This window comes from Acinetobacter entericus, assembly GCF_026168575.1.
In the GTDB taxonomy this organism is placed as follows: Bacteria; Pseudomonadota; Gammaproteobacteria; order Pseudomonadales; family Moraxellaceae; genus Acinetobacter; species Acinetobacter bouvetii.
In genome coordinates, this window is the sequence record NZ_JAPEQW010000001.1 from 85434 (window position 1) to 100669 (window position 15236).

At 47.0% G+C, this 15236-nt stretch carries 11 protein-coding genes, 13 tRNA genes and 1 pseudogene; 19 read left to right on the forward strand and 6 right to left on the reverse strand.

Annotated elements, in window-relative coordinates:
- Nucleotides 1-14 precede the first annotated feature (14 nt).
- Together OKC24_RS00410 and OKC24_RS00415 are read left to right on the forward strand one after the other, a co-directional pair.
- On the forward strand, nt 15-4478 hold the full coding sequence (locus OKC24_RS00410) for a hybrid sensor histidine kinase/response regulator (RefSeq protein ID WP_131276025.1): 4464 nt from the start codon (nt 15-17) through the stop codon (nt 4476-4478).
- A 3-nt stretch (nt 4479-4481) separates the two neighbouring features.
- Nucleotides 4482-4928, forward strand: a complete 447-nt coding sequence (locus OKC24_RS00415) for a hypothetical protein (protein WP_130144213.1) — start codon at nt 4482-4484, stop codon at nt 4926-4928.
- Nucleotides 4929-4992: 64 nt separating this feature from the next.
- Here OKC24_RS00415 and dapE read toward each other — a convergent pair whose 3' ends face one another.
- The 3 genes from dapE to OKC24_RS00430 all read right to left on the reverse strand — a co-directional run bounded on the left by dapE (nt 4993) and on the right by OKC24_RS00430 (nt 7381).
- Nucleotides 4993-6129, reverse strand: a complete 1137-nt coding sequence (dapE, locus tag OKC24_RS00420) for a succinyl-diaminopimelate desuccinylase (RefSeq protein ID WP_130144212.1) — start codon at nt 6127-6129, stop codon at nt 4993-4995.
- 114 nt (nt 6130-6243) lie between these two features.
- Nucleotides 6244-6387 (reverse strand): entericidin A/B family lipoprotein, encoded by a 144-nt coding sequence (locus tag OKC24_RS00425; protein ID WP_099048129.1) that lies wholly within the window; start codon nt 6385-6387, stop codon nt 6244-6246.
- Between the two features lie 130 nt (nt 6388-6517).
- The gene (locus OKC24_RS00430; RefSeq protein ID WP_130144211.1) at nt 6518-7381 is read right to left on the reverse strand and encodes a DUF1853 family protein; all 864 of its coding nucleotides are present in this window, start codon (nt 7379-7381) and stop codon (nt 6518-6520) included.
- Nucleotides 7382-7467: 86 nt separating this feature from the next.
- On the opposite strand from OKC24_RS00430, the gene OKC24_RS00435 reads away from it, so the two are divergent.
- From OKC24_RS00435 to OKC24_RS00515, 17 genes and pseudogenes are all read left to right on the forward strand, one after another.
- Nucleotides 7468-7872, forward strand: a complete 405-nt coding sequence (locus tag OKC24_RS00435; RefSeq protein ID WP_005008071.1) for a YbaN family protein — start codon at nt 7468-7470, stop codon at nt 7870-7872.
- Nucleotides 7869-8360: a cell wall-recycling L,D-carboxypeptidase ElsL gene (gene elsL / locus OKC24_RS00440; RefSeq protein WP_131276023.1), complete on the forward strand. Its 492-nt coding sequence runs from the start codon at nt 7869-7871 to the stop codon at nt 8358-8360. The genes OKC24_RS00435 and elsL overlap by 4 nt, the downstream gene beginning before the upstream one ends.
- A 406-nt stretch (nt 8361-8766) precedes the next feature.
- A tRNA-Val gene (locus tag OKC24_RS00445) sits at nt 8767-8842 on the forward strand.
- Between the two features lie 26 nt (nt 8843-8868).
- Nucleotides 8869-8945 (forward strand) — tRNA-Asp (locus OKC24_RS00450).
- A 49-nt stretch (nt 8946-8994) separates the two neighbouring features.
- Nucleotides 8995-9071, forward strand: a tRNA-Asp gene (locus OKC24_RS00455).
- A 21-nt stretch (nt 9072-9092) separates the two neighbouring features.
- A tRNA-Val gene (locus tag OKC24_RS00460) sits at nt 9093-9168 on the forward strand.
- Nucleotides 9169-9194: 26 nt separating this feature from the next.
- Nucleotides 9195-9271: transfer RNA gene (locus tag OKC24_RS00465), tRNA-Asp, on the forward strand.
- A 49-nt stretch (nt 9272-9320) separates the two neighbouring features.
- Nucleotides 9321-9397 (forward strand) — tRNA-Asp (locus tag OKC24_RS00470).
- Nucleotides 9398-9418: 21 nt separating this feature from the next.
- Nucleotides 9419-9494 (forward strand) — tRNA-Val (locus OKC24_RS00475).
- A gap of 13 nt (nt 9495-9507) precedes the next feature.
- Nucleotides 9508-9584 (forward strand) — tRNA-Asp (locus tag OKC24_RS00480).
- A gap of 30 nt (nt 9585-9614) precedes the next feature.
- Nucleotides 9615-9687 (forward strand) — tRNA-Val (locus OKC24_RS00485).
- A gap of 46 nt (nt 9688-9733) precedes the next feature.
- Nucleotides 9734-9810: transfer RNA gene (locus tag OKC24_RS00490), tRNA-Asp, on the forward strand.
- Between the two features lie 30 nt (nt 9811-9840).
- Nucleotides 9841-9916 (forward strand) — tRNA-Val (locus OKC24_RS00495).
- Between the two features lie 84 nt (nt 9917-10000).
- A pseudogene (locus tag OKC24_RS00500) lies at nt 10001-10174 on the forward strand (DUF2750 domain-containing protein); the annotation flags it as partial.
- Nucleotides 10175-10219: 45 nt separating this feature from the next.
- Nucleotides 10220-10296: transfer RNA gene (locus OKC24_RS00505), tRNA-Asp, on the forward strand.
- Between the two features lie 30 nt (nt 10297-10326).
- A tRNA-Val gene (locus OKC24_RS00510) sits at nt 10327-10402 on the forward strand.
- An 84-nt stretch (nt 10403-10486) separates the two neighbouring features.
- Nucleotides 10487-10948: a DUF2750 domain-containing protein gene (locus OKC24_RS00515; protein ID WP_130144209.1), complete on the forward strand. Its 462-nt coding sequence runs from the start codon at nt 10487-10489 to the stop codon at nt 10946-10948.
- 20 nt (nt 10949-10968) lie between these two features.
- Here the strand turns inward: OKC24_RS00515 and OKC24_RS00520 are convergent, their stop codons facing one another.
- From OKC24_RS00520 to OKC24_RS00530, 3 genes are all read right to left on the reverse strand, one after another.
- Nucleotides 10969-11739: a YdcF family protein gene (locus tag OKC24_RS00520; protein WP_265464491.1), complete on the reverse strand. Its 771-nt coding sequence runs from the start codon at nt 11737-11739 to the stop codon at nt 10969-10971.
- Between the two features lie 113 nt (nt 11740-11852).
- Nucleotides 11853-14489: a PepSY domain-containing protein gene (locus tag OKC24_RS00525; RefSeq protein WP_265464493.1), complete on the reverse strand. Its 2637-nt coding sequence runs from the start codon at nt 14487-14489 to the stop codon at nt 11853-11855.
- A 181-nt stretch (nt 14490-14670) separates the two neighbouring features.
- Nucleotides 14671-15231: a YcxB family protein gene (locus OKC24_RS00530; protein WP_130144206.1), complete on the reverse strand. Its 561-nt coding sequence runs from the start codon at nt 15229-15231 to the stop codon at nt 14671-14673.
- Nucleotides 15232-15236: the final 5 nt, after the last annotated feature.

The window sequence follows — 15236 nt, forward strand, 5'->3', positions numbered from 1 at the left end:
AAGAAGCCTTAGCTATGAAAGAAATATTAAAAAATTTAGTAGAAACGACTACGCTTCCGGAAGATAGCTATCTAGATCAAGATGCAGAGATTTTAGAAATTTTTGTTGAAGAAATAGAAGAGATCTTTGCTGAATTAAATTCTTTATTTACGGGTTGGCTAGAAGAACCGAACAATCCAGAAACGCTGACTACGATTCGCCGCCATTTCCATACTTTAAAAGGTTCTGGACGCATGGTAGGCGCCAAATCTGCCGGTGAAACAGCATGGATTGTGGAAGATACGCTTAACCGTGTCCTTTCAGGCACAGTTGTGCTGACGCCCGTCATCCAGAAATTTGCTCAAACAGTTTTAAATGTTTATCAGTATAAGTTATATCCGCGGTTTAAAACGGTAGAAGAGCTGGATATTGACTTGCGCCCTTTGGTTTTATTGGGTCAGCAGCTGCAGCAGGGGATAAGCCCTGAGCCGGCACTGCAAGAATTATTAAGCCTGGCCGATACTTTAAATGCGCCAAGCGTTATGACCGGCTTAGAACTGGCCGATGCAGCTGAAAGCGCGGAAGCCGGAACAGGATCTGCTGCTGAAAGTGAAGACCATTATATTGAAGAAACAGTTTCGATCTTTATTGAAGAAGCTGAAGAGCATTTGCATACCATTGATCAGTTCCTGAAAACAGAAAATGAGCAAACTCAGGATTATAATGGCCTGATCCGCGCCCTGCATACCCTGCGCGGCAGTTCATCGATGGCGCAAATTGATCAGATTTTTGAAGCCAGCACAAAAGTTGAAAATCTGTTTAAAACTTTGCTGCAGGAAGACATTGTCTCTACCTCAAAAGAAAGCGCATTGCTGATTCAGTACGCTGAATTTGTCCGTGATTATTTGCTGACTATGCGTCAAGGCTCCAGCAGTCAGCTGAATTCGATCTATGAAACATTCAGCACAGCATGGAATGATTACGGTTTTGCAGCTGAAGACGTCAGCGCAGATATTAACCCGCAAGGCCTAGTTTCTAAGCTGATCGAATTGAATATTGATCAGCTGCTGGATGCAGAGTTTGAATTTGACAGCCGCGCTAAGGCTGAATTTCCAGAATATCTGACTTTGTTGAGTTCACAGGCGAAATTGCTGCTGGATCACACGGATAACCGCGCTTCTGCAGGAATTCATGCATTCACTGTAGAATTGAAGCAGGGCTATGATGTGCTGGTCGAGAAGCCAGAGCTGATGAACCTCAACTATGCGTATGAACTGTTTGCGCAAGCGCATCAAGAGTTTATCCATTTGTTCGATACCTTGGCTGCAGGTCAGCGAGTGGTTTTGAATGCTGAAGCGCAAAAACTGCTCAGTGAGTTGTCTGCTTTTGTTCAGCAGGATGTGGAGCAGGCTGCTGTTCATGCACAGCCACAAGAAGTCCAGGCTGTGCTTGAAGTAGAAGCAGCTGTTCCAGCTGGTGTGGACTATGCGCAGTTAAGTCAGCGGATTGCTGCGGAGCGCGCTCAGCTTCAATCTGCTGAGGCAAATAAAGACTTTGATGAAGACTTGCTGGCTATCTTCCTGGAAGAAGCTGATGAACTGCTGTCGGGTATTGATGATGATTTAAGCACTTGGGCAAAAGATCAAAGCAATATTGGCGCCCTGAACAATTTAATGCGTTATTTGCACACCTTGAAAGGCGGTGCAAATATGATTTCAGCAACACATATCGGCTTAATCGCACACGAGCTGGAATTTGTTTATGAACGCATTATCCGCCAGCAAATTGCCATCAATCCAGCGCTGATTCAAATCATCCGCTTAGTCCAGGATGATGTTTCTGACCGTATCCAGACGATCCGTGATCAAAATATTGATTATCCTGCGCATGCGGTGATTGATATTGTTCAAAACATTCAGTCTCTGTCTGCGGGGCAAACTGACGCTGTTAAAGAAGATGCCACTGAAGAAGACTTGGCGGCGGATCAAGCATATGCGGCGGAAGCTGTTGCGGAAGAACTTGAACAGGTGTTTTCAGCTGCAGAAGAAACTGAAGGCAGCATAGCGCCTGCTGAAGAAACAGCGCAAGTTGAAATGCCGCAGCCTGTGCTTGAGGAAAGCGTAGCTGCAGCGGATGAGCGGGTCATCTCGGATGAAGATCAAGCGCTGCGGACTGTTGTTGAGGAAACCTTCTTAGAAGAAGCTGAAGAAGTATTGGAAAATACAGAACAGCTGCTGGCAAAATGGTTTGAACAGCGCAATGACCGCAGCATTTTGCTTCAACTGCAGCGTGCAGCCCACAGTATTAAAGGCGGCGCGCGTATGGTGGAGAATGAGCCTGTTGCGGCGATTTCTTACCAGCTGGAAACAACCTTTGAGCAATTTGCTGTACATCATTTCAGCTCTAATGTTTATGATGATTTGCTGCAAACGACTGTCAGCTGGTTAAAGCAGGCGATCTTCGAGAAAGACTACAGCAATTTTGACAGCATTAAATTCAGCCTGGATTCAATTGAATTTGTCAATGTAACGGCACAGCTGCCGAACAGCTTCGCGCGGTCTGAGCAAAGCCCTGCTTCGCGCGGTTTTGAATTTATCCAAGGCGATGGCGCAGAGCCGCCATCGATGCAAGGTGAATGGTCAGACACGCTTAAGTCCGATAACAGCAACGAGATGATCCGAATTTCGGCTGATCTGGTTGAGAAAATGATTGACTTGGCGGGCGAAAACTCAATCAACCGTTCGCGTATTGAGATGGATTTGGGACAGCTGGGCAATACCCTGAATGAGATGGAATTGGCCATCAAGCGTTTGGCGGACCAGCTGCGCCGAATGGAAGGCGAGCTGGAGTCGCAGATTATTGCGAAGCATGGTTCTGAAAATTCACGCTATGCCGATTTTGACCCATTGGAAATGGACCAATATTCATCATTGAACCAGCTGTCTAAATCTTTGGCTGAGTCAGCATCGGATTTGGTTGACTTTAAGAGTACGCTGTCTGAAAAAATCCGCGATACCGAAGGCTTGCTGCTTCAGCAATCACGCATTCAGGCCGAAATTCAAGAAAGCCTGATGCGCACTCGTCTGGTACCGTTCTCGCGCATGCTGCCGCGTTTGCAGCGTATTGTGCGTCAAACCTCTTCTACCTTGAACCGTCCTGCAGAATTGATTGTGCAGAATACCGAAGGTGAGCTGGACCGTACAATTTTAGAGCGCTTGGTGACGCCATTTGAGCACATGCTCCGTAACGCGATTGACCATGGCTTGGAAGATACGGCTGACCGCATAGCGCTGAACAAGCCGGAAGTGGGCAACATTGTTTTAAACATCAGCCGTCAAGGCACCGATGTTCTGGTCACGTTCAGTGATGACGGCAAAGGTATTGATGAAGGGAAGATTAAGGCCAAAGCCTTGAGCCAAGGTTTGATCAAAGAAGATCAGCTCTTGGATAAGCAGGAAATTCTGCAGCTGATTTTCCATCCGGGCTTCAGTACCGCGCAGGCTGTTACGCAAATTTCCGGACGCGGGGTAGGTCTGGATGTTGTGCAAAGTGAAATTAAAGCGCTGGGCGGGCATGTAACGGTCGAGTCTGAATTGGGCAAAGGCACGTCCTTTACCATCCGTGTGCCGACCACCGTGGCGGTCAGTGATGCCTTAATGGTGAAAGCCGGTGATCAGCAGTTTGCGATTTCTCTGGCGCAAATTGACCGTATTGTGCGTATTGCGCCGTCAGCGCTGGAAGACTATTTCAGCAGCAAGGCAGATACCTTTAAAATTGACAATACGCATTACAAATTGCGCTATTTATCCGAGTTCGTTTCTAATTTGCCTACACCGCGTTTAGGCCAAATTGCGCACTCCTTGCCGGTGCTGCTGATTAAAGGCAACAGCGGCCAAACCATTGCGCTGCTGGTTGATCAGCTGATTGGCTCGCGTGCGCAAATTGTGGTTAAGCCAATTGGCCAGCAGTTCTCTAATGTTGGCGTGATCGCAGGCGCTACGATTCTGGGTGATGGCCAAGTTTGCTTAATTTTGGACGGCCAGAGCATTGCGCGTCAGATTCAGGCGACACAGCGCGTTAAGCGCAGTAAAGATCAGCGTGATCTGTCACGCCACGGCAATGCGCGCCGCTTAGTCATGATTGTGGATGACTCGGTAACGGTGCGTAAGGTGACATCTCGCTTGCTGGAACGTCAAGGCTATGACATTGTGACGGCGAAAGATGGTGTGGACGCCATAGAACAGCTGGAAAATGTAAGACCAGACTTGATGCTGCTGGATATTGAAATGCCGCGCATGGATGGTTTTGAAGTGACGAACTTGGTTCGCCATCATGACATTCACCAAGACTTGCCGATTATCATGATTACCTCGCGTACTGGTGAAAAACACCGTGAGCGCGCGTTCAGCTTGGGTGTAACGCACTATATGGGCAAGCCGTTCCAGGAAGCGGAACTGCTGGCCAATATTGAAAGTTTAATTGCAGAGAAACAGGAGTAATCAATGAGTCAGACTACTGTATCCAATGAGATTAGCCAGCAGGAGCTGCAGCATTTAATTACGGTTTCTACCGGATTTATTGATGCATATATCATTGATTGCTATGGCAAAGAGCCGATGCTGCTGCCGCAAAATATTGTCTTGTCAGCACTGGACAGTGAAACTCAGGTGCAAAGCGTGCAATGGCATGAATTGAATTTGTCGGTTTATGCGGTGAATGAACCTGAACGTCTAAATGGCGTGGCGCTGGTCATTGAGGGTGAAGATGTCAGTCAGCGCTTTGCGCTGATGTGCAATGAAATGCCGAAATCAGTCCGTTTGCGTATTTCGGAAATTGTGGATGAAGATCATGTTATGACTGACCCGGCCATTTTCCAATATGTTCGCATGGGTGACCAGATCTATCACATACCGAATTTGACTCATATTCAGTCAGCTATTGGCTTGTAAGCTTGCAGAATGTTAGGCGTAAAAAAGGAACTCCGCGGAGTTCCTTTTTTATGCATGGTTTTAATTAAGCCAATAAGCCTTCTAAGATTTGCTCATAAATTTCAGCCAAAGGCTCTAGATCATTTACATTAACATGTTCATTGACCTGATGAATGGTGGCGTTCAGCACACCTAGCTCCAGCACTTGAGCGCCAGTCGGTGCAATAAAGCGCCCATCCGATGTGCCGCCGCTGGTGGAAAGCTCAGTTTCAACACCTGTAACATTCAGGATCGCTGTTTTTGCCGCATTCACCAGCTCACCGACTGGGGTCAAAAACGGTAAGCCAGACAGCGTCCATTCAATATCATAATCAACATTGTGGCGGTCTAAAATTTCCAGCGTGCGGGATTTGAGTTCTTCTGCGGTGACTTCAGTCGAGTAGCGGAAGTTAAACAGTGATGTCATTGTGCCCGGAACCACGTTGGTCGCGCCAGTGCCTGAATGAATATTTGAAATTTGGAAAGAGGTTGCAGGGAAGTACTCATTGCCGTTGTCCCAAACAGTTTCACACAATTCTGCAAGGGCTTTAGACGCTGTATGAATCGGATTCACCGCAAGATGCGGATACGCTACATGGCCTTGCTTGCCTTTTACCGTGAGTTTGGCATTTAAAGACCCGCGGCGGCCATTTTTAACAATATCGCCAAGTGTATTTGTGCTTGATGGTTCGCCGACTAAGCACCAGTCCATTTTTTCATTGCGGGCTTCCAGCGTTTCAACCACTTTCACAGTGCCATTAATGGATGGGCCTTCTTCATCTGAAGTAATTAAAAAAGCGATAGAGCCTTTATGATTTGGATGTTTTGCAGTGAAGCGTTCAGAAGCAACCACCATTGCTGCCAGCGCAGTTTTCATATCTGCGCTGCCGCGGCCATAAAGCTTGCCGTCGCGGATTTCAGGAAAAAAAGGGTTTGAATTCCAGTCTTCCAGGCTGCCCGTCGGAACCACATCGGTATGCCCGGCAAAACAGAAAACAGGAGACTCTGCACCGCGGCGCGCCCACAAGTTATCAACGTCATCAAAACGCATATGTTCAATAGTGAAGCCTGCTTTTTCCAAGCGGTCTGCCATAATGGTTTGGCAAGTATGATCGATAGGAGTTACTGAAGGCTGACGCAGAAGCTCTAGGCTGAGATCGAGGGTCGCTGATGATGAAGTCATGCTGAATCTTAAAGTCTAAAATGTCGCAATATAATAGGCGAATCAGCAAAATAAGGGAAAAATTAAACGTAAAAAACCTTATCAGCCGATAAGGTTTTTGATGGACAGGATAAATTACATTTTGTTTTCGGTTTTTTCCGCGGTATTGGTGACCGCATCGCCCGCTTTCGATACATCTTTACCAAAACCTTTGAATGTGTTGCAGCCCGTTAAAGCAAAAGCCACGATCAGTGAAGCAGCAAGAATTTTTTTCATCATCATCTCCATAATTATGAATAATTAAATTATTCTGATGTGAGAGTTAGATTAAAAAATACACTGGTTAAACTGTATACAGTTTTTATAGTGCTTCGGTAAGCAAATGTAATACCTAGATCTGACAGCAGCATCAGACATGCTTCGCCAGTAAGCTGGGCTGACGGTACATATAGTAGTGTTGATGCCGTGCCGACTTATATAGGCCATCTGTCCACCATTTGGGGCTTAGACTGCTGGCGGACTGATTCGCGCAAATCCATTCATGGCGCTGCATGTGGTAAAAGCCTTGAGATTTTTCCGGGATTTGATGTCCCCATAAGCCCATTCTGCGCGCAGGATTAATCCAAGCGGGCAGGGCTGCCTCGGCGTTGGCTGCCGGCAGGTATAACTGGCCTTTTAAAATGCAGTAGCGGCGCTGAATGGGCTGTTCCAACGCATCGGAAAATTGGAACTGCTTTGCTGTAAAATGCTGCAGCTTTCGGCTGAGCGTATCAGTGCGGTTCAGGCCGTACCAAAAGGGCAGTGAAAAATCGCGCTCTGCCAAATAATACTTCAGCGCTACTTCCCAGTGTTCAACTTCATGCGTGGTACTGTTGAATAATACAAAATCAAGTTCACCCAGCGTGCGCGCGCCGGCAATTTTTTGAATGCTGTGGCCCAGCAGTTGATAGGGGTGATACTGATGGTCAAGCAGCCAAAACCAAATAAACATTTCGAAACGCAAACCCAGCCGGGTGCTTTTTAATTGCTGCAGAAAGCTGATCAGCTCATCAGGATGCTGATCTAAATACTGCAGGCGCAGCCAATAGTTGTCTAAATGCTCTGCCCAGACGGCATTTTCATGAAATTGAAATGAATGCGTTATGGGCAGTTCAGCAGGCAGGCGGCCAAGAATATTGGCGCTGCCAATGCAAAATGCCAGTTGGCGGACCAGCGGCTGTGACAATTGCAGCCAGCGTTCATCCAGATCAGTATTTAAAAAAATAAGGTGCATGTGTCGCCTGAGGAAAGTGCAGAATAACAACGGATAAATTGCAAAAACACTTTATACTACCTTAATTCTGAAATTTGGGCTGTGGTATGAAGACGTTGTTTTGGCGAAGCCTTGTGGTGATTTTTGTCATACTGGGTTTTATCGGCGCAATATTGCCGGGAATGCCAACAACAGTGTTTTTGATTTTGGCCGCTTGGGCGGCGTCCAAAGGCTGGCCGCAGATGGATGAATGGCTTCTGAACCATCCTAAATATGGCCCGACCCTGCGCGCATGGCGCGAAAATGGCACAGTGCCGCGCAAAGCCAAGTGGATTGCCAGCATCATGATGCTGATCAGCGGCATGATTATGCTGTTTACCAGCGCGCCCTTTGCAGTGAAGGTTTTTACGGATGTGACAATGCTGTTGGTAGCCGTCTGGCTGTGGCTGCGCCCAGAGCCTCCGCAGTTAAGCATCAATATGAATTGTGAAAAGACTGAGAAAGACAAATGACGCAATACGCACTGGATCAAGCCGACATTATCATTGATTTAAAGCATCAGACTTTAAGCTTAAATAAGCTGAATAAATTTTATGTGATTTCTACAGGCAAAAATGGCATTGGAGAAGCAGAAAACAGCGGTAAAACGCCACGCCGCTGGCATACAGTTGCAGAAAAGTTTGGTCAAGATCTTCCTTTAAACAGTGTTTTCATTGCCCGCCAGCCGACTGGAGAAATTTATAGTGCGCAATTGGCTGCAGCAAATCCTGACAGAGATTGGATTTTATCGCGCATTTTGTGGCTGCGCGGTTTAGAACAAGGCTTTAATTTGGGTGAGGGCTGCGATACCTATAAGCGCTATATCTATATACATGGTACGCCGGACTCTGAACCGATGGGCATTCCAATGTCACATGGCTGCATCCGCATGCGCAACAGCGATATTGCAGAATTGTTTGAGCTGATTCCAGAGCAGGCTTTGGTTTATATTGCAGAATAAAGGTGAATGCTGCATTAAAGCTGAGTGCGCAGGATATGCTGCAGCTGCTTAGACCTTTCAGTCGTTTTTTTTTGTATCAGAAGAGCGCTAAAAAAAGACAAGGCTTAGAGATGAGGCTTATCATATTTGGCATATGATGATTTAAATTGAAGCTAAAATAATCAAGCCGTCAATTGATGAGAAATTTAGGCGGTAAAAGCAGTATTTTTATTGAAGAACAGCTGTTAAAAAGCAGCCGAATTTAGATATGCATTTAAAAATTATACAAAAAATGCAGGTTTTTACAGCATATTACCTATTTTTTAATCACTCAGGCTTAAAAAGTGGAAAACTCGCAGAAAAGCGTTTGACACTCGGTCAAGATTCTCTATAATGCACCTCATCAAACGATGAAGACGTTTTGAAAGGGCGCTTAGCTCAGTTGGTAGAGCGTCTGCCTTACAAGCAGAATGTCGGCGGTTCGATCCCGTCAGCGCCCACCAAGCTTTTTCAGCGTCAAGATTTAAGTGCAGCGGTAGTTCAGTTGGTTAGAATACCGGCCTGTCACGCCGGGGGTCGCGGGTTCGAGTCCCGTCCGCTGCGCCACTTTAAATTTTGCTATTCGTTTGAACCACAATTGCGACATTGTGTAGATGCAGCGGTAGTTCAGTTGGTTAGAATACCGGCCTGTCACGCCGGGGGTCGCGGGTTCGAGTCCCGTCCGCTGCGCCATTTACATGATTGATCTTTTGAGGGCGCTTAGCTCAGTTGGTAGAGCGTCTGCCTTACAAGCAGAATGTCGGCGGTTCGATCCCGTCAGCGCCCACCAAGCTTTTTCAGCGTCAAGATTTAAGTGCAGCGGTAGTTCAGTTGGTTAGAATACCGGCCTGTCACGCCGGGGGTCGCGGGTTCGAGTCCCGTCCGCTGCGCCACTTTAAATTTTGCTATTCGTTTGAACCACAATTGCGACATTGTGTAGATGCAGCGGTAGTTCAGTTGGTTAGAATACCGGCCTGTCACGCCGGGGGTCGCGGGTTCGAGTCCCGTCCGCTGCGCCATTTTAATGATTGATCTTTTGAGGGCGCTTAGCTCAGTTGGTAGAGCGTCTGCCTTACAAGCAGAATGTCGGCGGTTCGATCCCGTCAGCGCCCACCATATTCTTTGTGATGCAGCGGTAGTTCAGTTGGTTAGAATACCGGCCTGTCTCGCCGGGGGTCGCGGGTTCGAGTCCCGTCCGCTGCGCCATTTTAAGAATAAAGGTACCAACCCCTTAAAGGGCGCTTAGCTCAGTTGGTAGAGCGTCTGCCTTACAAGCAGAATGTCGGCGGTTCGTTACCGTCAGCGCACGACATATCTTTTATGATATAAAGAGTACTTCCTAGAAGTAACGTGATGCAGCGGTAGTTCAGTTGGTTAGAATACCGGCCTGTCACGCCGGGGGTCGCGGGTTCGAGTCCCGTCCGCTGCGCCATTTTAAGAATAAATGTACCAACCCCTTAAAGGGCGCTTAGCTCAGTTGGTAGAGCGTCTGCCTTACAAGCAGAATGTCGGCGGTTCGATCCCGTCAGCGCCCACCATATATTTTCTCTAAAGCTTGCCTAATCGTTTATTTTTTCATAGAATTTGCAGTCTATAATAATTTTAATATATCCATGTGATCTATGAGAAATCCATATCAGCGCAAGGCAGCGGCTAAAACTCAAACAGCATCTTACAATCCTCAAGACATTTATAAACAATTTATTGAAACTATGGTTGCGCAAGCCGGATTGATTGCATTGTATCAGGACGGCTGGGCATTATGCGCAACACCTACAGGGCAAAAAGCCTTTGCTGTCTNCTTTTAAGATATAAAGTGTACTTCCTAGAAGTAACGTGATGCAGCGGTAGTTCAGTTGGTTAGAATACCGGCCTGTCACGCCGGGGGTCGCGGGTTCGAGTCCCGTCCGCTGCGCCATTTTAAGAATAAATGTACCAACCCCTTAAAGGGCGCTTAGCTCAGTTGGTAGAGCGTCTGCCTTACAAGCAGAATGTCGGCGGTTCGATCCCGTCAGCGCCCACCATATATTTTCTCTAAAGCTTGCCTAATCGTTTATTTTTTCATAGAATTTGCAGTCTATAATAATTTTAATATATCCATGTGATCTATGAGAAATCCATATCAGCGCAAGGCAGCGGCTAAAACTCAAACAGCATCTTACAATCCTCAAGACATTTATAAACAATTTATTGAAACTATGGTTGCGCAAGCCGGATTGATTGCATTGTATCAGGACGGCTGGGCATTATGCGCAACACCTACAGGGCAAAAAGCCTTTGCTGTCTGGAAAAATAAAAGCCTCGCAAAATTATTAATTAAAGACAATTGGGCCAATTACGAAACGCTGGAAATCAGCCTGAAAGATTTCATTGAAAAAGTCATTCCGTTCTTGCGTGAACAAAACACAGCCGTGTCGATGGATCTAACCCCGGAAGGGCAGAATATTTTGGTGGCGCCTGAAAAACTGCTGCTGGATTTAAAAAATTATTTATATCAGGTCTATGTGCAAAAGCCGGATTTTTTTAAAGATCTGAATATTCCATTGCCGCGCAATATCCGAATCAATTAAAAGTTTCATTAATCCGTGTATTAATATTCATTCAGCAGCCAGCCGCTTAGAAACGCGAAATATTCACGCAGCCAAGAGTTATAGCGGATATACAGCGGTGTTGGCGCACTGATTGTGTAAATATGGCTGTAGCCTTCGTGCTTGGCAATAGCTGCCGCACGCGGCAGATAAAAGTCACTGCTGACGATAGCAACCGGCTGATCGGCAGTAATATGCAGCTGAGCTAAAACCGCTTTGCTGTTGGCTAGATTTAATGCGGTACTGGTGCTTTGATCTTCTAAATAAATCCGCTGTACCGGCAGATGATGTGCCTGCTGCATATATTGCCGCATGACTGCGGCTTCAGACACTTTTTCATGCCTGCCGTAACCGCCTGTCATTATGATGGCTGCCTGAGGATTTTGCTGTGCCGCTGGAACGGCCGCATCCAAGCGGGCTTTGAGTGTCGGTGAAGGCTGTCCATTTTCAATGCCGCTGCCCAATACGATAATAGCGCGGACTTTGGGAATGCTGGCGGATTGCTGTGAACTGTATTGCAGATAGCCAAAGAATCCAGCCAAACTTATTAACCAGAGCCAAAAACCTGTCCAGCTGACCCGCCAAAAAGAATTAACTTTGGGATGCTGAGCTAAAAAATGCTGAATAGCGCCATAAAATATGGCCGTCATCATAAAGATCAGGCCAATGAAAATGGGCAGGATAATGCCTAAGTGAATTTTGTCCAAAGACAGCAGCCACAGGCCATCCACGATTAAGATAAGCCCAAAGGCAAACAGCAGGGCTCTTTTCATATGGCTCAAGTATTTTGCTGGAATAGATCGAGCAGTTTAAACAATTTGATGGCAATAAAAAACCGAGCACTGAGGCTCGGCTTTTTTATTGTCTTAAAGCGCAATGATTCGGCTTAGTACACATCGCGGCGGTAGCGGCCATCCTGTTTCAGCTGATCCAGCGCAGCTTCGCCTAGAATATCCCGTAAGGCCGAATCTACATCGCTGGCCATGCCGTTGATGCTGCCGCAAACATAAATCACTGCACCATTTTCGATCCATTTTTGCAGTTCAGCAGCCTGTTCCCGCAGTTTATGGTGCACATAGATTTTTTCAGCCTGATCGCGTGAGAAAGCCAAGTCTAGACGCCGCAGCATGCCTGTACTTTGCCAAGCTTCGATTGTGCTTTGGAAGAAGAAATCATGCTCACGCTGGCGTTCACCGAAAATCAGCCAGTTGTCTGTATAGCCTGAACGGATACGTGAACTGAGCAGGCTCATTAAGCCGGCAATGCCTGTGCCGTTGCCGATGAGGATAATCTGGCGGTTATCATGAATCAGATGGAAGGATTCATTGGTGCGGATGCGCATGGCAATTTCACTGTTGACGACAGCATGCTGGGTCAGCCAGCCAGAACCTAGGCCAAGCTGTCCTTGAGCATCGGATTGCTGACGCACCACTAATCGCAAGACTTGCTGTTCAGGAATGCTGGCAATCGAATATTCGCGGGAAGGCAGAACCGGAAGCTGTTCCAGCAAATGATCCAGATTGGCAAAAGGTTCGGCTTCTACAGTTAAATCACGGTTCCAGAGCATTTCTGCAATGGTTTTAGCGGTGGATTCAACCGGTGCATTTGCGCTGATGCTGTATGTAGCCAAGAAAGCCTCAATGCGCGCTGCACTGTTGCCTGGCTGGATTTCAGCAATATCGCCGGCCTGCCAATGCACTTCATGTTTTGGAGTGAATTCCAAATTAAAGGCAGGGGAGCCTAGGCTGCCTGGATTCAGCAGCGTGCGCTGTTTAAGTGTCCAGACATCAAAAGTTTTATTGATCGTCATGGCCTGCAGATCCAGCTTAGTTACTGCCGCTAAAGCAGTATTCCATTGCTGTACGGCAGCTGCATCGCCATTATTCACTTCAATGACATTAAATAATGCACTGGCGCCATTTTGAGACAGCCAAGTGAATACTCTATGGCCAAAAGCGCAATAGCTGTCAGGGTATTCTTTAGATCCGAGGGCCAGCACGGCAAAGTTCAGATGGCTGAGGTCCTGCTGCTGCGACATGAGTTTTTTCTCAAAAGCAGAAGCTGAATCTGGCGCTTCGCCTGTGCCGTAGGTGCTGGCAATCACCAAGAATTGCGTGGCTTGCTTAAGGTCATCCATAGTCAGCTGCTGAACTGCTTTGACAGCGGCGGGCTGGCGCGCTTCCTGTAAGCTGACGGCTGTGCGCCAAGCCAGTTGTTCGGCTAAGCCTGTTTGCGAGGCATAGACGATCAGCCAAGGCTGGGCATTTGGATCTGCGGATATAGGAGCTAAGCTGCTGCGTGCCTGCACGGCCAAGCGCTTTTGCTTGCGGCGCTTCAGATACAGCATCCAGCCAGTCACAAAGAACAGCGGCATGATTAAAGAAGCCAGCATCGCTGCGAACTGATAGACCGGGCCAAAGAAGCTGCCGCGGTGCACAGGCAGCATGCTGCTCATGATTTTTTCGTTGAGCTTTTTGTCTTCGTACAGCTCTAATTTTTGAATCTTGGCTGCTGAATAATCATAGGTGGCTTTATTGCGTGCGCGCTCATGCTGCGGCACTGCATCTGTAAACTGGATTTCCAGTTCACCATTGGCCTTTTTAGGAATATTGAAGGTGATGCTTGAATATTCACGGCCCAGTTGAGTATTAAAGCCTGTCCAAGTTTGGGCAAGTGCGAGATTGATCTGCTCAGGCTTTAAGCCTTTTTTCTCTCCGCGGCCTTCTTGTTTGCCTTCAGCCTGTTCTGTGGAGCCTGCTGATTTTTGTCCAGCGCGCGGCTGCTCTTGGCCTTCACGCGGGCCATCGCCGCTTTTGCCAGCCCCATTTTTAGCCTGCATTTTGGCCTGCGGACGCTCTACACCCATCACTTTAAACATGCCGTCCCGCCACCAGCCATACGACCAGTACAGCCCTGTAAACGCCAGCAACAGATAGAAAATGACAACCCAAGTGCCAATCACGGCGTGTAAATTCCACAGGAAATTACGGCCTTTTAACTGCGGCTTGACCATCAGCCATTGTTTGAATGAATGCTTTTTAGGCCAGCGTAAATAAATCCCGCTCAAAATAAAATAAATTAAGATCAGGGTCGATGCGCCTGTCAGCTGCTTGCCAAACTCACCTACGGTTAAATTGCGGTGCAGCTGCTGAATGAATTGGAAAAATTCACGGCCTTTGACTTCGGGCAATATTTCAGCTGAGTAAGGGTTAATCATCATGTTATAGCCCTTGCGCGCGCCTTCTTTTACGATATTGACGGAAGAAGAGGCTGCAGGGTCATGGTCTATGGTGATGCTGTTGATTTTTATAGAAGGATCGGTCTGCTGAAAATGCTGATAAATTTGCGCAGGTGTCAGTTTTTCTTTTTGTTCGGCTTTTACGGTGTAGCTTTCCTGATTCAGCCACTTTTGAATCGGCTGTTCATAAGAATAGATTGCGCCAGTCACTCCCATAATAGAGAGGATTAAACCGGCGCTGATTCCGAGGAACCAGTGAATTTGGAAGAGGGTCTTTTTAAACATGGCAATCTATGTTTAGGCAAGTGGCAAGTTGCTGCGAATTATAACCTTAGATTAAGAAGAGAATGTGTATTTAAAGATAATATTTATTCTCATTCTCATTATTAATTCGCTTGGCCGCTGCGCATTAAAAAAGCCTCCAATGCAGGAGGCTTTTCATATCAGCGGAAAGCTGTTCAGCCGCTTAAACTGATTTCGGCTCGCCGACAGTTTCAGTTAAGTGCTTGCGGATCGTCGCAAAAGGAAAATTCTTGCTGTCTAAGCGCTTAGGCAGAATATACGCGCCTTGCTGATCCTTAATTTTAAAGTTGATCAGAATGAACTCTGGCGTATTGTACCATTCGTAAATATCTTTCCAGCCCACAGTCATATTGCCCATTTGCATGCCCACCTGCTGCTGCATGGAAATGCCGTGCGGCTGCACGCCTAAGCGGATGCCTTTAATTTCTTGAACTGGTGTTTCATTCAGCTTGCGTTTTACATACCATTCGATGCCGAATTTGCGGACAAGAAAATAAATAACGACACAGACAATGGCAACCCAGCAGAATACTGTTGAATAATTTTTGATTAACAGAATTCCGAGCAGTGAAAGGGCAATGATTGCGCCCATGATCAGCCAGGCTTTTGTGCCGATTTTATAGTTGCTGCGGGACAGCACCAGCTGGGCATTGCGCTGCTCAGCTTCAGAAACTTCATAAGCCACAGGCTGCAGGGTATAAGCGTAAACGTTTTTAGCGGTCATGATTA

Coding starts and splice junctions, on each gene's coding strand:
- OKC24_RS00415 (WP_130144213.1), top strand. CDS start 4,482: ATGAGTCAGACTACTGTATCCAATGAGATTAGCCAGCAGGAGCTGCAG.
- OKC24_RS00525 (WP_265464493.1), bottom strand. CDS start 14,489: ATGTTTAAAAAGACCCTCTTCCAAATTCACTGGTTCCTCGGAATCAGC.
- OKC24_RS00520 (WP_265464491.1), bottom strand. CDS start 11,739: ATGAAAAGAGCCCTGCTGTTTGCCTTTGGGCTTATCTTAATCGTGGAT.
- OKC24_RS00410 (WP_131276025.1), top strand. CDS start 15: ATGAAAGAAATATTAAAAAATTTAGTAGAAACGACTACGCTTCCGGAA.
- OKC24_RS00530 (WP_130144206.1), bottom strand. CDS start 15,231: ATGACCGCTAAAAACGTTTACGCTTATACCCTGCAGCCTGTGGCTTAT.
- elsL (WP_131276023.1), top strand. CDS start 7,869: ATGACGCAATACGCACTGGATCAAGCCGACATTATCATTGATTTAAAG.
- OKC24_RS00425 (WP_099048129.1), bottom strand. CDS start 6,387: ATGATGAAAAAAATTCTTGCTGCTTCACTGATCGTGGCTTTTGCTTTA.
- OKC24_RS00430 (WP_130144211.1), bottom strand. CDS start 7,381: ATGCACCTTATTTTTTTAAATACTGATCTGGATGAACGCTGGCTGCAA.
- OKC24_RS00435 (WP_005008071.1), top strand. CDS start 7,468: ATGAAGACGTTGTTTTGGCGAAGCCTTGTGGTGATTTTTGTCATACTG.
- dapE (WP_130144212.1), bottom strand. CDS start 6,129: ATGACTTCATCATCAGCGACCCTCGATCTCAGCCTAGAGCTTCTGCGT.
- OKC24_RS00515 (WP_130144209.1), top strand. CDS start 10,487: ATGAGAAATCCATATCAGCGCAAGGCAGCGGCTAAAACTCAAACAGCA.